The sequence below is a fragment of the Desulfitobacterium chlororespirans DSM 11544 genome (assembly GCF_900143285.1).
GTDB classification, from domain to species: domain Bacteria; phylum Bacillota; class Desulfitobacteriia; order Desulfitobacteriales; family Desulfitobacteriaceae; genus Desulfitobacterium; species Desulfitobacterium chlororespirans.
In genome coordinates, this window is sequence record NZ_FRDN01000015.1 from 50,775 (window position 1) to 64,471 (window position 13,697).

The window sequence follows — 13,697 nt, forward strand, 5'->3', positions numbered from 1 at the left end:
AAAATGAGCATTGGCTATAGGAAAAGATGGGCGATCCTGGTATTGTTATTCAGTTTGCTTTTATTACCGGGGTGTTGGAGCCACCGGGAGTTGAATGAGCTGGGGGTCGTCAGTGCTATGGGGCTGGATCTTAACGAGCGGGGGAAGATTCAACTCACAGTTCAAATCATTAATCCCCAGGCTTATATAACCAAGGGTCAGGAGGGTAAAACCCCCACGCGGATCCTGACCAGCGAAGGCGAGACTTTTTTTGATGCGGTGCGGAATCTCATGACGAAATCAGGGGACCGGCTTTTTTATCCTCATAATCAAGTGATCGTGATTGGGGAGGATTTGGCCAGAGCCGGGGTTAAACCCATCCTGGATTTTTTGGAACGTGATCCGGAAATCCGTTTATTTACCTGGGTTCTGTTAACAGAAGGGAAGGCGGAAGAAATAGTCAGAGCTCCTTCCGAAGAGTCCCTGATTTCGGCGATGCATGTGATGCTTTTGATTGACGATTATGAATCCGCTTCCAAAAGCATACCGAGAAATATTCTGGACTTTGCCAATATGGTTTACTCAGAAGGAATCGAGCCTGTCTTAGGGAAGATAAAATTCTATGAAGAAAAGGGAAAACCCACCTTCCAGCTGAGCGGGGGAGGAGCTTTTAAGGAAGACAAGCTGATCGACTGGCTGGATGCGGAGGAAGCACGGGGATATCTTTGGGTTCACAATGATGTCAATGGGGGAATCATTACAGCCTATACTAAGGAAGGGGCTGAAAGCCCTGATCAGGTTGAAGGTTCCTCCGGCCTTGGGGGAAAGTTATCCTTCGAGATTATACGAACAAAAAGCAGAGTGAAACCGGTTCTGGAAGGTGAAAAGCTGAGCTTTGTGATTGATATTGATGTTACCTGTAACCTGGGGGAGCGCACTGATAATAAGGAAACCATCACTAAGGAAGATTTCAAGGAGTTAGAGGGGATTTTAAGCCAAGCTGTGATCAGGGAAGTTCAAAGCATCGTGGACAAGGCCCAAAAAGAGCTGAACTCTGATATTCTTGGTTTTGGATTAACGGCGTATCGGAAGTATCCGGACTACTGGAATCAACACAAGGCTGATTGGGAGGAAATGTTTCCCGAGCTGGAGGTGGAGATACTCGTGAAAGCTGTGGTGGATGGTCACGGAACCGTTCGATAAGGATAGACTCCAAGCAAAATGTGGTATACAATGGATAATAATAGGGTTTTATATGCGAAATTCCACGAATTGACGAGGAGGAACACCTGTGTTTGAAAACGATATTCTCGTAGCTGGAGGAGATCCGGGGTTTGGAGCCATTAAGCTGGATGCGGGAGATACTAAAGTATTGTTTCCGGCGGTCATATGCAAAGGAAATGAGCGTATTTTTTCTACCTTGGGTAATGGGAATGTAAGTCGGGGAACCGATGAAGAAATGCAGCTTGGCTCCTTGGATGTCATCGTTACCAATCACTCCACGGGAGTTTCCCGCCATTATTTTATGGGAAGTCTTGCCGAAAGTTTGAATCCCAATGAAGCTCACTATTGTTGGGATGAGGATAAATCAACCGATGAAGAAGCTACGGCGCTGCTCGTGGCAGCCTTGGCTGTTGCCCAAAAAGAGCCTAAGGCTAATATTTATTTGGGAACCGGCGTCCCGGTTAAATACTATGCAGCTTTGAAGGACAAGTATGAAGCTGAACTGAAAGGGACCTGGTCGGTGGCCTTTCGTTCAGGACCCTTTAAAGGCCAGACCCGTCAGCTGACCATCATTCGTTCCCGGGTCCTGCCGCAAAGTTATGGAGTCTTTATTAAAGAGACCTTGAATGAATATGGAATCCCCATCAGCCCTAAGCTTTTTAATGGCTATGTGGTGGTGATCGATCCAGGCTTCAGGACGACGGATGTGGCCACCTTTTATGATGGCGTGATGCTTGATCCGCCCAATTCCTTCAGCATCGAAAAAGGATTGAAATGGGCGTATACCGGTGTGGCTGAGCAATTAAAGGCCATGACGATTAATCATGCCAACCCTATCGAAACTGATGATAAGGAATTGGATAAGGTATTCCGCGTCAATGAAGGGATGTATCCCTGGAATACCGGCGCCATTAACCTCAACCCTGTGATGCAGGATATGCTGGGGCAACTGGGAACCGATATTTCCCGCGAGGTCAAAAAGTCTCTGAAACCCATGCTGGGAAAGATTCATACGGTTCTTGTGGCAGGGAAAGTAGGAGAAATGATCTTTGAACACCTCCAATTTGAAAATAAAGTGCTGATCGAGAATCCCCAGTTCGGCAACGCCACCGGCTTTAGAATTATGGCCGCCAATTTGGTCAATAACATAACCAAGAAGGCCAATGCGAACCCATGAGCAAGAACCTTTCCTTCACGCTGAACTTCGGTGAAGAAGATGAGCCCCTATGGGGCTTTCTCCATTCTTACCCCCCGGAACAATGGGAAGGTATCTTAAAAGAAGCTCTCCGCGCCTACAGTGCCAACCCTCCTGTCACAGACGAATTGCCGCCGGCGACGGTTGGTCACTGGAGCCTTGAGGAACTGTATGCGGCGCCCTCTGCCCAGGATGCCCTGATCACGGACAATCCGCAGCCATTAAAGCATCTTTTAGCGCTGATTGGGGAAGAGGAAGATGAAGAGGTGTTGGAACTTCTTCTCCAGCAGCAGGCTCGGAATCCGGAAAGATTCCCGGAGAAGGATGCTTTGCCGCCTAAGGCGGATGAGGAGCCGGTGGCAGCCCAAGATGATGTCAGCGGGGACAAAGGTCTGGCCTTTCTGCTTCATCAGGTCATCGGGGAGGAAGAGGATCCTGATGTCTTAAGTTTTTTCGCCTCCTCTGAAAATCGCAAAGAGACTTAGCCTTGGTTATTTTGGTTAAGCTATTTAAAAGCAACGTCTCTTTATGGGGGAAGTTGTCACTTGACGACTTATTTAGTTATACTCTATAGTATATCTTAAGTATTCATAGACCAGAGAATGGGATTAGAGGAGAGAACATCGTGGACGACGACCCATTACCTGCCCGTGCAGTTCCATATCATGATGTCTTGGCAAGAATAGAGCAAGGGAAGACCAAACAAATCGTTGCCATTGTTCTTTGTCTTTTTTTAGGCTTGGCTTTGGCTCTTTGCCCCTGTGTGGCTTTTGAACAACCCCAAAAGGGACTTTGGCTATTAAAATATAATTCAAGTATTAATCAGGCGCCAAGAGCTGTGATCTTCGGCGCCTTGGCTGTTTTGCCCCAAAAAATCGATTTGGATAGTGTACAACTGCCTCAGATGTGGGAGATTAATAGAGGAACAACAGAGGATCCTGTCCAAAAACAGAAACATTGGATAGTTATGGTATGGTACGGGTCCACTTATGTCTGAGGTAGGGTAGAAATGTATAGAATAAAAGGAGGAGAATCCAATCGATAGTATAGTGTGGAGCATTGCCAAAGTAGTTGCTGCATTGTTCCTAGTCGCTCTCAATGCATTTTTTGTGGCCGCTGAATTTTCCTTGGTAAAAGTGAGGAAGACCCGTCTCGCCGAGCTTTCAGAGTCAGGATCCCGAAAAGCGACCCTTGCCCTTGCGGTGACCTCGCAACTGGACGCCTATCTCTCCGCTTGCCAACTGGGAATTACTTTAGCCTCCCTGGGGTTGGGTTGGTTGGGAGAGCCGGCCATTGCTACCCTGCTGGCCCCGCTTTTTAAGAACCTGGTGGCGTGGGATGGAGTCTTAACTCATACAGTATCCGTGGTCATTGCCTTTCTGTTGATTACGTTCCTGCATATTGTCCTTGGGGAGTTGGTTCCTAAATCCATTGCCATTCAAAGAGCAGAAAGCGCAGCTCTGTGGACTGCCGGTCCTTTAAAGATGTTTTACAAGCTTTTTTATCCGGTGATCCGTTTCCTTAATGGGCTTGCCAACCTGATTCTGAAGCTCGGGGGTATATCCCCGGCCAATGAATCCGATCTTGCTCATACTGAGGAAGAGTTGCGGATGCTTGTGGATGCCAGCCAACGTCATGGTATTTTGGATAAGATGGAAGGAAAACTTCTGGATAATGTCTTTGAGTTCTCGGATCGAGTGGTCAGCGAGGTGATGGTTCCTCGTCAGGATATGATGTGCCTCTATATACAGGATTCAATGGAAGAAGTTCTGGAAACCGTTAAAACATCCGGACACACCCGTTATCCCCTCTGTGACGATGATAAGGATAATGTGATCGGTCTGGTTCATATGCGGGATCTTTTGTCCCTCTCTGAATCACCGGTAAAAAATATTGGGGAATTGAAGCGGGATATACTCATCGTTCCGGAAGGGATGCCCATCTCTCATCTGGTGCAGAAAATGCGTGTCCAGAGAACTCATCTGGCCGTTGTAGTGGATGAGTTTGGCGGGACAGCCGGTATGGTAACCATCGAAGATCTCATTGAGGAACTGGTCGGGGAAATCTATGATGAATTTGAAAGTGCCGAGCAAGCGGAAATTATCAAGAGTGCGGAGAGCGAATATCTGATCAATGGCCGGGTGCTCCTTGATGACTTAAGTGAGTTATTGGCTGTTGAATTCGAGGATGAGACCGTTTCCACCATCGGGGGCTTTGTCTTCAACCGCCTTGGCCGTAAACCGGTCAAAGGGGATCGGATTGATTTCATGGACTATACCTTTACGGTCATGGAAGTGGTTGGCTTTCGAATCACCCGGGTTAAAGCCAGTCGGAGACCGGCACCGGATGGTGCCGACATGTCTTCGGACACCCGGGAAGACAGTGGCAAGTAAAGGATCGATCCTCTTGGCTTTTGTAGATTTGAAAGGAGTTGTTGAAATATGAATGGATTCGGAAATCAGCTCAAGACTGTTTTTCTGATGAGTTTATTAACTGTGCTTGTGATTCTGGCCGGGAATGCTATAGGAGGCTCCGGCGGTATGCAAATCGCCTTTATCTTTGCCATGGTGATGAACTTTGGCAGCTATTGGTTCAGTGATAAGATGGCTCTGGCGATGACGAAAGCCCAGCCCATCAGCCGTGAACAAAGCCCCGAGCTCTATGCCATGGTGGAGAAGCTGGCAGACAACGCCAATCTGCCCATGCCCAGGCTTTATATGACCCCGTCACCTCAGCCCAATGCTTTTGCAACCGGCCGCAATCCTAATCACGCGGCTATTGCTGTAACCCGGGGATTGATGCAAATGCTTAATCGTGAAGAGCTGGAAGGGGTATTAGCCCACGAGATGGCTCACATTAAGAATCGGGATATTCTTATCAGTACCTTGGCGGCAGTCATGGCCGGTGTTATTACAACCCTGGCCCATTGGGCTCAGTGGGCCTTAATGTTCGGAGGGGTAGGGGGAAATGATGATGAGGGAGCTTCCGGACTGGCTGCTCTGCCCTTGATTATCCTGGGACCTATTGCGGCGATGCTGGTTCAGATGGGAATTTCCCGTTCCCGGGAATATCTGGCCGATGCCACGGGAGCGGAGATTGCAGGGAACTCCTCTGGTCTGGCCAATGCTCTCCAGAAATTAGAGAGAAGTTCGGCAGCCATACCGATGAATGTTAACCCCTCTGCAAGCCATATGTTTATCGTCAATCCATTGAACGCCCGCAGGGTAGCAAATCTGTTCAGCACCCACCCACCCATTGAAGAAAGGGTAAAACGACTTTATACTATGGAACGCCGCTAACGGCATCAGAAGACGATGAAAAGGCTGTAGCCAGCCGGGTTTAAGAGATGTTCATTCTCTTGCCCGGCTGGCTATTTCTGCAAAGAAAGCCAGAATTATGTTGATTTTTCCTGGGGTTCCGTTTAGAATTTAATCAATGCTTAGAAGCATTGTTAATTATGATTGATTTAAAAACAAGAGATAACACTATTTGAGAGGTAAGGATGGATTGTGAAGATTTTAATTGTTGATGATTCGGTCTTCTCCCAAAAAATTAACGCCCAGTATATCAGAATGTTTCTGAAGGATGCCGAGATTGCTTTTGCCAATGATGGTCTGGAAGGACTTGAACGATATAAAGAGCTGCAGCCCGATTATGTGTTTTTAGACTTATTAATGCCCAAGCTCCATGGTAAAGAGCTGCTTAACCTGATCAAGCAGTATGATCATAATGCCAGGATCGTTGTTATATCCGCGGATATTCAAAAAAACGTCCGGGAAGAAATAAGCCAATATGGTATATTGCAATTTATCAATAAACCTTTCAATGAGGAAAAAGCCAGGACAATCTGTGAATTAATAAGGGATGATTATGATGGGTGAGGATAGAGCATTAAAATTTGATATTTTAAACGAGCTGTTTAATATCAGCGTGGGGCAAGCCGCCAGCCTGCTGTCGGAAATGATTAATCGAACCTTAGTGTTGAATGTTCCCAGTGTTCAAATCATTGATATGCAGGGCAATCATGCTGATATGAATGCTTTTTTATCAATGGATGTTGATGGCACTTTAATGGTATCTTCAATCTGCTTTGAGAATAAACTAACAGGCAAAGCCAATCTTATCTTTCCCGCCGAGAAAATGAGACGATTCATCAACCTTTGCATCAATGAGGGTATAGCTGATGAAATTAATGATTTGAGCTTTTCAGACATTGATTTTGATATTATCAGAGAAATTGGTAATATCGTCTTGAATTGTATTGTGGGAGGTGTAAGCAACTATCTGCACATCAATTTGGATTACTCATTGCCCGAAGTAAAAATCTTTAATAAGAAGGATTTTGCCCGGGATATTAAAAGCAATGAGAACTATTCAAGGAATATGATTTTACTGTATATTACCTTTATTATTGATGAAACGGAGATCGATGGTGCCATTATGATTAATTTGACCTTGACTTCTCAGCAGGAACTTATGAGTAAAATTGAAAAGATAGAAGTTGAATTAAATGAATAAGTGGATGAGTGTATTTAATAGTCTGGATATCGGGATTTTAATTCTCGACGAAGAATTTAAAATCGTTTATGCCAATCAATACCTCTTGGGCTTTATACCCTTTAGCCGGGAAGAGGTTCATGAACAACCTCTTTATAAGGTCTTACCCAGATTTCATAATGCCTATATCGAAAAGGTCTTACTGAATTGCTTAGAAAATGGCAGCAAAATGTTTCTGTCAGCTGCCCTGCATAAGACTATGCTTCATGGGGACCATAGCTTTAATATAAAGATAAGCCGTTTTGAGGAGGGGAGTTCCCAGCTGCTGCTCCTGGAATTCATCGATGTAACCAGTCAATTTATCCAGATTGCCCGCTTAAGAAATTATGTGATTGAGTTAAGCAAAGTCAATAAAGAGCTTAAAGAAAAAAAAGAATTTATTGAGAATATGGCTTATTATGATTGTTTAACGGGAATTCACAACCGGACATTTTTTTATAAATTAGCTGAGAAATATTTGGAAAGCGCCAAAAGAAGCGGCGGCATCTTAGGGATTATGTTTATCGATGTGGATAAGTTCAAGGCCATCAATGATACCTATGGCCATGAAGCCGGTGATCAAGCCTTGATTCAAGTGGCCAATATCTTAACTCAAGTGATTAGAAAGAATGATACTGTTGCCCGCTACGGTGGCGATGAATTTCTCATCCTCCTGCCGCATCTCCTGGCTGGTCATAATTACGAGATCATTGCTTCCCGAATCCGCAACCATCCGGAGCGATTCATTACTTTGGCCGGTAAAGAAGTAGAAATCAGCCTGAGTATAGGCGTTGGTTTTTATCCTATGGATGGCGATAGTGTGGATCAGCTCATTGCCAGAGCTGATCAAGCTATGTATGCTGCTAAAGCCAAGATTAAAGCCATGTGTTGATAGAACTGAGAGCAGAATTAATAGTGAAAAACGGGACAGGCGCCATTTGAACATGGTACCTGTCCCCGTTTCATTATGATTATGTGACAAAGGCATCTCTAAAAGGTCGGCCCAATGCGGAAGATGCCGAATTCCTGGTGACCTAAGCTTTCTGATTTGGTTAATTTACCGTTGGCTACTTCAATTATTTCCTTGAAAATCCGGCGGCCGCTATCTTCAATGGTCTCTGTGCCGGATAGGATGGGAGAGAGATCGAGGTCGATATTGTCGGCCATGTTCAGATACGTATCGGCATTGGCCGTGACTTTAATAACCGGGGCGATAGGTGAGCCGGTGGGGGTACCCCGTCCTGTGGTGAAGACGATGATCTGTATGCCGCCGGCAAGCATTCCAATCATGGACTCCACATCCTGACCCGGAGTATCCATAACATAAAGGCCTTTGCCCTGAGGAGCTTCGCCATAGGCCAAAATATCCTGAATGGTGGAGTGACCGGCTTTATAAATACAGCCCAGAGATTTTTCTTCGATGGAGCTGATGCCGCCGGCGATATTACCGGGAGTGGGCTGGCCATCCCGCAAATCCACATGAAGCTGCTGGGCACGCAGCTCCGTTTCTTTGACGATTCCCAGGAGTTTGGCGGCGACTTCCGGTGATTTGGCCCGTTTGGCCAGCACATGTTCCGCACCGATGAATTCCGTGGTTTCGGATAACATAGCCGTGCCTCCGGCCTTGACCACCAGATCCGAAGCTGTGCCGGCGGCAGGATTGGAGGCTAAACCGGAAGTGAAATCAGAACCGCCGCACTCAACCCCCAGAGATAACTCACTGAGGGGAGCTTCTTCCCTTTTGAGCATAGAAAGGGTGCGGGCCATTTGAGCAGCGATTTGGACTCCCAGGGAGGTGGTTTTTAGAGTGCCGCCATGCTCCTGAATGATCAGAGACTGCACCGGTTTCCCGGATTTGGCGATTTCTTCTGCAGTGTGCAGAATCGGTATGCCTTCACACCCCAAACCTACCACAAGAACTGCCCCCACATTAGGGTTTCTCCCGATGCCGATTAAGGTTCGCAAGGTTTGCTCATAATCGGCGCCCACCTGGCAGCAACCGTGTTGGTTGGCAATAGCGACAGCACCGGGAACTTGAGCGGCTATATTAGCGGCAACGGTAGTCGCACAGACTGAAGTGGGAAGGATTAAAAGATGGTTGCGTATGCCAAAGAGTCCGTCAGGGCGCCGAAATCCCCATAGGTTCATCTTGAGCCCTCCTTATCGGTATCTAAATCCCCGCGACCCCGTTGGGACTCCATGTTATGGACATGGACATGCTGGCCGGGTTGAATATCGATGATGGCGGCACCAATGCTCTCTCCATATTTTACGACATTGCTGCTTTGGGCTATGGGCATGAGTGCAACCTTATGTCCCAAAGGGATATCCTGGCACACTGTAAGTGATTCGGCCTGGTTTCCTCGGAAAAACGAGATCGTGGTACCGGCAGGTATATGATCGACACAGGTAGCCACATTATCCTTTTCATAAATAACAACCGCTTGCTTTTTCACCACTGCTCCTCCATTCTTGACTTGATTCTCTATGATAGAACACTATGATTATAACATAAGATAAGGATTTGTGTATTAATACAGGGTGATAAAACAAATCCTGCTATGAATCCTCAGAGGAGCTTAAGCGGAATAAAATGATGGCTATGGAGAAAGACTATTCAGGCATATGTCACAGGCATATGCCTTTTCGACTCAAAACCACAGGAAGGAGTTGCATGATGAAATTATGCTGATAACCGCCATCAGAACCTTGATACTTTATTTTTTCGTCATTGCGGCGTTGCGTCTTATGGGCAAACGTGAAATAGGCCAACTGCAACCCTTTGAGCTGGTTGTCATTCTTATGATCTCCGATTTAGCGGCTATTCCCAGCGAAGATGTGGGCATTCCTCTTATTTCAGGAATTATTCCTATGATGGTTTTGGTTTTAATGAGTATCTCACTATCTTATCTGGAGTTAAAAAGCGAGAAGGCCCGGGATATTCTCAATGGCACTCCTTCGATCCTGATCGAAAGAGGAAGGATTGTTGAGCATGAATTAGTTCGCAACCGCCTGCCCTTAACCGATTTAGTGGAAGAATTAAGAATGAGAAGTATCCCCAATATTGCCGATGTAGAATTTGCCATACTGGAAACCAACGGACAGATCAGTGTATTGCCTAAATCTTCCAAACGCCCTGTTACACCGGAGGATCTGAAGCTGCAACCGGCTTACGAGGGCTTGCCGATTGTGTTTATTATGGATGGAATTCTGCAGGAAAGGGCCTTTGATCTATCTGGTAAAGACCGGGCATGGCTGGATAGGCAGATCAAAAAACATAAGCTGAAAGGCATAGAAGAGGTGCTCTTTGCCTGCCTGGACTCCTCGGATCATTTATATCTGCAGGGTAAAGAACGATATACTAAAAAAAAGCAACAGGCTTAGGCCAACATTAAATGAGGGGGGTATTCTATGCTGAGAACGTATCTTATCGCAGGCATAATTATCCTTATCCTGGTGCTGGGGGGCTATTGGCAGAACAGCTATATCAGTGAGTCCACTTATACCCTGACCGAAAAATTGGTCAATGTGGAGGAACAGATACGCGCCAAGAGCTGGGACAATGCCAATCAGGAAATCGAGAATTTCAGTCAAGACTGGAATGGGATCAAGAAATTCTGGTGCATATTGCTCGATCATCAGGAGATAGATGAAATCGAACTCAGCTTAATAAGGCTGAAGCAATATATCAGGGAAAATGAAACCGTTTTAAGTTTGGGAGAGGTATCCGCCTTGCGTCTGCTGGTTGATCATATTGCCGATAAAGGAATGATCACACTTCAAAATATTTTTTGAAAAAAAGTATAGCCGACGGGGCGGATAAAAAGGCAAGTAAGGGAAGGACCGGCCCCGTTGGGTTATCTTATTATATTGGTAAACTCGTTGATATCATACGAAATATTTATAGCACGATTAAGAATACTAATAAAAAAGTTAACACTTTACAGTAGAATTGGTAATAAAAAGAATGTATTATAGAAATTGATAAAGTGTTCACATAAACATGATATCAGTTATCTGAATTATCTAACATGATATAGAAGATTGAATTTTCCTCTCTAAAAATATAGAAACAACCTTGGGAGACATAAGGTAGTACAAGTTTTAACATTCACTTAGTAATTTTACTTTGGACGTTTTATTTTGACATAAATTAAAAAATTACAATGAGGTGAGGAATGTGAAACGAGATGATCAACCTATGGAAAGCGGATATCAGCGTCTCGCCAGAAGAGGGGTATCCAGAAGGGACTTTTTGAAACTGTGCACATTCACATGCGCGGCACTGGGGATTGATTTGAGTTTAGCGCCTCAAATAGCGGAGGCGGCTGAAGCAAATTTGTCCAAAAAACCGGTGATCTGGATGCAAGGGCAAGGATGCACCGGATGCAGCGAATCCCTGTTATCTTCGGTTGACCCGGGACCGGAGGAGATTATTCTTGATCTTCTGTCGGTACGCTACCATCCCACCCTGATGGCAGCCTCAGGAGAGCAGGCTGTTCAAAGCCTGGAAGACTGTATAGCCCAAGGTCATTACATACTCGTCCTGGAGGGATCGATTCCCACAGCGGATGCACGGTATTGCTTTGTGGAAGGAAAGCCCTTTATCGAACAATTCAAACTAGCTGCGGAAAAGGCTGAAGCGGTTATCGCTGTGGGCTCCTGTGCTTGTTACGGCGGGATTCCCCGTGCCGGGTTCACCGGGGCAGTAGGTGCCCAGGAGGTGCTCGGAGGAGTTAAGGTGGTAAACCTCCCCAGTTGCCCGGTCAAACCGGATCGGCTGGTGGGTTTGCTCATATACTATCTCAGTCAAAATGCTTTGCCTAAGCTGGACGGACTTAATCGGCCGGAAGCTTATTATCGCTACACCTTACATGACAGCTGTTATCGCCGCTGGCATTACGAAAAAGGAGAGTATCTGGAGGATTGGAATAACCCGGACACCCTGGATTGGTGTCTTTATCACAAGGGGTGCAAAGGGCAGGACACTTACACTAATTGCGCTAATGCCTGGTGGAATGGCGGAGCCAATTTCTGCGGCTATGCCGGCTCACCCTGTGCAGGGTGCAGTCAGCCTGAGTACTATGACGGCTTCGCGCCTTTATTTGTGAACCCCAAGGAGGTGAAATAGATGGCCAAGCGAGTTGTTATTGACCCTGTAACACGTGTTGAAGGCCACTTACGCATTGAAGTGGAGATTGAGAATAATGTCGTGACCAATGCCTGGGCACAGGGAACCATGTTTCGGGGGATTGAGCAGATTCTTCAGGGCAGGGACCCCCGTGATGCTGTGTATATTACGGAACGGGTCTGCGGAGTGTGTATGGCATCACACGGCTGGACATCGGCCATGGCTGTCGAAGACGCTCAAGGAGCTGAGGTACCCCGTGCTGCTCAGCTTATTCGCAATCTTATCGCCGGCTCATTATGGCTGCATGACCATCCACTGCATTTCTATCATTTGTCGGCCCTTGATTATCTTGATGTCTTAGCAGTCAATCATTATCAAGGAAATGTTCCGGAGCTTCTCGCTGTTAAAAATAAAATAATGTCTTTGGTGACGGCGGGAGATACCGCCCCTCTGACCCCCCGCTACCAGCCGGACAGTTATTCTGTAAGGGATCCGGAAATTGTCACAACCGCTCTCGCCCATTATCTGGAGGCTTTAAAGATTCAGGGTAAAGCCAAGAAGATGTCGGCTATTCTGGGGGGGAAACAGCCCCATCAATCCAGTATTGTGGTGGGCGGAGTGACCATCTATCCCCGGAAAGAACAAATGGAAGCCTTCAGAGCCCTGCTCAATGAAGTCGTATCCTTCGCCGAGCTGACTTATGTGCCTGATGTCGTGAGTTTTTGCACAGGTCCCCTGTTAGAACTGGGGAAAGCCGGAGTTGGCGCGGGCCCGGGAGGGTATATTGCCTATGGTGGTTTTCCTATGGATGATTCCGGCACGGAGAGATTATTCAAAGGGGGCTTTATCAGCAGCGAGGCCCCGGGTGTTGTGGAAGCATTGGATATGAGCCGAATTACGGAAAGCGTAGCCAGTGCCTGGTACAAAGATGGGGAGCCTGCTCATCCTTGGGCGGGAGAAACCGTCATCGATTTTGATAAAAAAGGAGCCTATACCTTTATTAAATCTCCCCGATATAAGGGTGAGGCTGCTGAAGTAGGGCCGCTGGCCCGGATGATGGTTATGCAGCATTCGGGATTGCTGGACTTGATGGGCCGCTACGGAATTAAACCCGGAGCGGTTGCCCGTCATCTAGCCCGCGCCCAGGAAACGCTGCTCATGACCAAGTCCATGTACCGCTGGCTGGATGACTTAGAGACTTTATTGGGCAGCAAGACCCAACGTCCTGATATTCATGATTCCAGGCACTGGGATCCGCCTGCTCAGGGGCAGGGTGCAGCTCTCAATGAGGCGCCAAGGGGAGCTTTGGGACATTGGCTCAAGATCGATCAACATGTCATCAGCAACTATCAGATGGTGGTTCCCACCACCTGGAATATTTCCCCTCGTGATGAGAAGAACATACCGGGTCCTGTTGAACAAGCCTTGATAGGAGTGCCTGTTGATCCGGATAATCCGGTCAATGTGGTCCGGGTGATTCGTTCTTTTGACCCTTGTCTGGCCTGTGCGGTGCACCTTATTGATGCAGACGGGGAGAAGATAGTGAGGCTCTGATTTCCCGTATTGAACCGAACTCATCGCTGAGTGCTGAGGGGGTGACATGATTTTCAGAACTGGAAAAGGGGTCTAGGG

15 protein-coding genes are annotated in these 13,697 nt (G+C 46.8%); 13 read left to right on the plus strand and 2 right to left on the minus strand.

The window, feature by feature from the left end:
• Positions 1-3: 3 nt before the first annotated feature.
• From BUA14_RS21615 to BUA14_RS21655, 9 genes are all read left to right on the plus strand, one after another.
• Positions 4-1,182 (plus strand): Ger(x)C family spore germination protein, encoded by a 1,179-nt coding sequence (locus BUA14_RS21615; protein ID WP_072774618.1) that lies wholly within the window; start codon positions 4-6, stop codon positions 1,180-1,182.
• An 88-nt stretch (positions 1,183-1,270) separates the two neighbouring features.
• Entirely contained in the window at positions 1,271-2,380 is a 1,110-nt protein-coding gene (locus tag BUA14_RS21620) for a ParM/StbA family protein (RefSeq protein ID WP_072774504.1), read from the plus strand.
• Positions 2,377-2,883, plus strand: a complete 507-nt coding sequence (locus tag BUA14_RS21625; RefSeq protein WP_072774505.1) for a hypothetical protein — start codon at positions 2,377-2,379, stop codon at positions 2,881-2,883. Before BUA14_RS21620 ends, BUA14_RS21625 begins: the two co-directional genes overlap by 4 nt.
• Before the next feature lie 140 nt (positions 2,884-3,023).
• Complete coding sequence (locus tag BUA14_RS21630; RefSeq protein ID WP_072774506.1) at positions 3,024-3,395, plus strand: hypothetical protein; 372 nt, start codon at positions 3,024-3,026, stop codon at positions 3,393-3,395.
• 82 nt (positions 3,396-3,477) lie between these two features.
• Entirely contained in the window at positions 3,478-4,791 is a 1,314-nt protein-coding gene (locus tag BUA14_RS21635; protein ID WP_072774619.1) for a hemolysin family protein, read from the plus strand.
• 48 nt (positions 4,792-4,839) lie between these two features.
• A complete protein-coding gene (locus tag BUA14_RS21640; RefSeq protein WP_072774507.1) occupies positions 4,840-5,697 on the plus strand; it encodes a zinc metalloprotease HtpX in 858 nt (285 codons plus the stop codon).
• A gap of 210 nt (positions 5,698-5,907) precedes the next feature.
• Complete coding sequence (locus tag BUA14_RS21645; protein WP_084078785.1) at positions 5,908-6,279, plus strand: response regulator; 372 nt, start codon at positions 5,908-5,910, stop codon at positions 6,277-6,279.
• Positions 6,269-6,916 (plus strand): chemotaxis protein CheC, encoded by a 648-nt coding sequence (locus BUA14_RS21650; protein WP_242954724.1) that lies wholly within the window; start codon positions 6,269-6,271, stop codon positions 6,914-6,916. Before BUA14_RS21645 ends, BUA14_RS21650 begins: the two co-directional genes overlap by 11 nt.
• The gene (locus tag BUA14_RS21655; protein ID WP_072774510.1) at positions 6,909-7,826 is read left to right on the plus strand and encodes a sensor domain-containing diguanylate cyclase; all 918 of its coding nucleotides are present in this window, start codon (positions 6,909-6,911) and stop codon (positions 7,824-7,826) included. Before BUA14_RS21650 ends, BUA14_RS21655 begins: the two co-directional genes overlap by 8 nt.
• A gap of 98 nt (positions 7,827-7,924) precedes the next feature.
• On the opposite strand, the gene BUA14_RS21660 is transcribed toward BUA14_RS21655, so the two are convergent.
• Both BUA14_RS21660 and BUA14_RS21665 read right to left on the minus strand, forming a co-directional pair.
• Positions 7,925-9,082, minus strand: a complete 1,158-nt coding sequence (locus tag BUA14_RS21660) for a UxaA family hydrolase (protein WP_072774511.1) — start codon at positions 9,080-9,082, stop codon at positions 7,925-7,927.
• Positions 9,079-9,393, minus strand: coding sequence for a UxaA family hydrolase (locus BUA14_RS21665; protein WP_084078787.1), 315 nt, complete (start codon positions 9,391-9,393; stop codon positions 9,079-9,081). Before BUA14_RS21665 ends, BUA14_RS21660 begins: the two co-directional genes overlap by 4 nt.
• A gap of 226 nt (positions 9,394-9,619) precedes the next feature.
• On the opposite strand from BUA14_RS21665, the gene BUA14_RS21670 reads away from it, so the two are divergent.
• The 4 genes from BUA14_RS21670 (at position 9,620) to BUA14_RS21685 (ending at position 13,619) form a co-directional block, all read left to right on the plus strand.
• On the plus strand, positions 9,620-10,318 hold the full coding sequence (locus BUA14_RS21670) for a DUF421 domain-containing protein (RefSeq protein WP_072774620.1): 699 nt from the start codon (positions 9,620-9,622) through the stop codon (positions 10,316-10,318).
• 27 nt (positions 10,319-10,345) lie between these two features.
• Positions 10,346-10,729 carry a DUF4363 family protein gene (locus BUA14_RS21675; protein WP_072774513.1) on the plus strand — a complete coding sequence of 128 codons (384 nt, stop codon included), beginning with the start codon at positions 10,346-10,348 and terminating at the stop codon, positions 10,727-10,729.
• 406 nt (positions 10,730-11,135) lie between these two features.
• On the plus strand, positions 11,136-12,065 hold the full coding sequence (locus BUA14_RS21680) for a hydrogenase small subunit (protein WP_072774621.1): 930 nt from the start codon (positions 11,136-11,138) through the stop codon (positions 12,063-12,065).
• Positions 12,066-13,619 carry a nickel-dependent hydrogenase large subunit gene (locus BUA14_RS21685; protein WP_072774514.1) on the plus strand — a complete coding sequence of 518 codons (1,554 nt, stop codon included), beginning with the start codon at positions 12,066-12,068 and terminating at the stop codon, positions 13,617-13,619. It abuts the gene before it with no gap.
• The last annotated feature ends 78 nt before the right edge of the window (positions 13,620-13,697 follow it).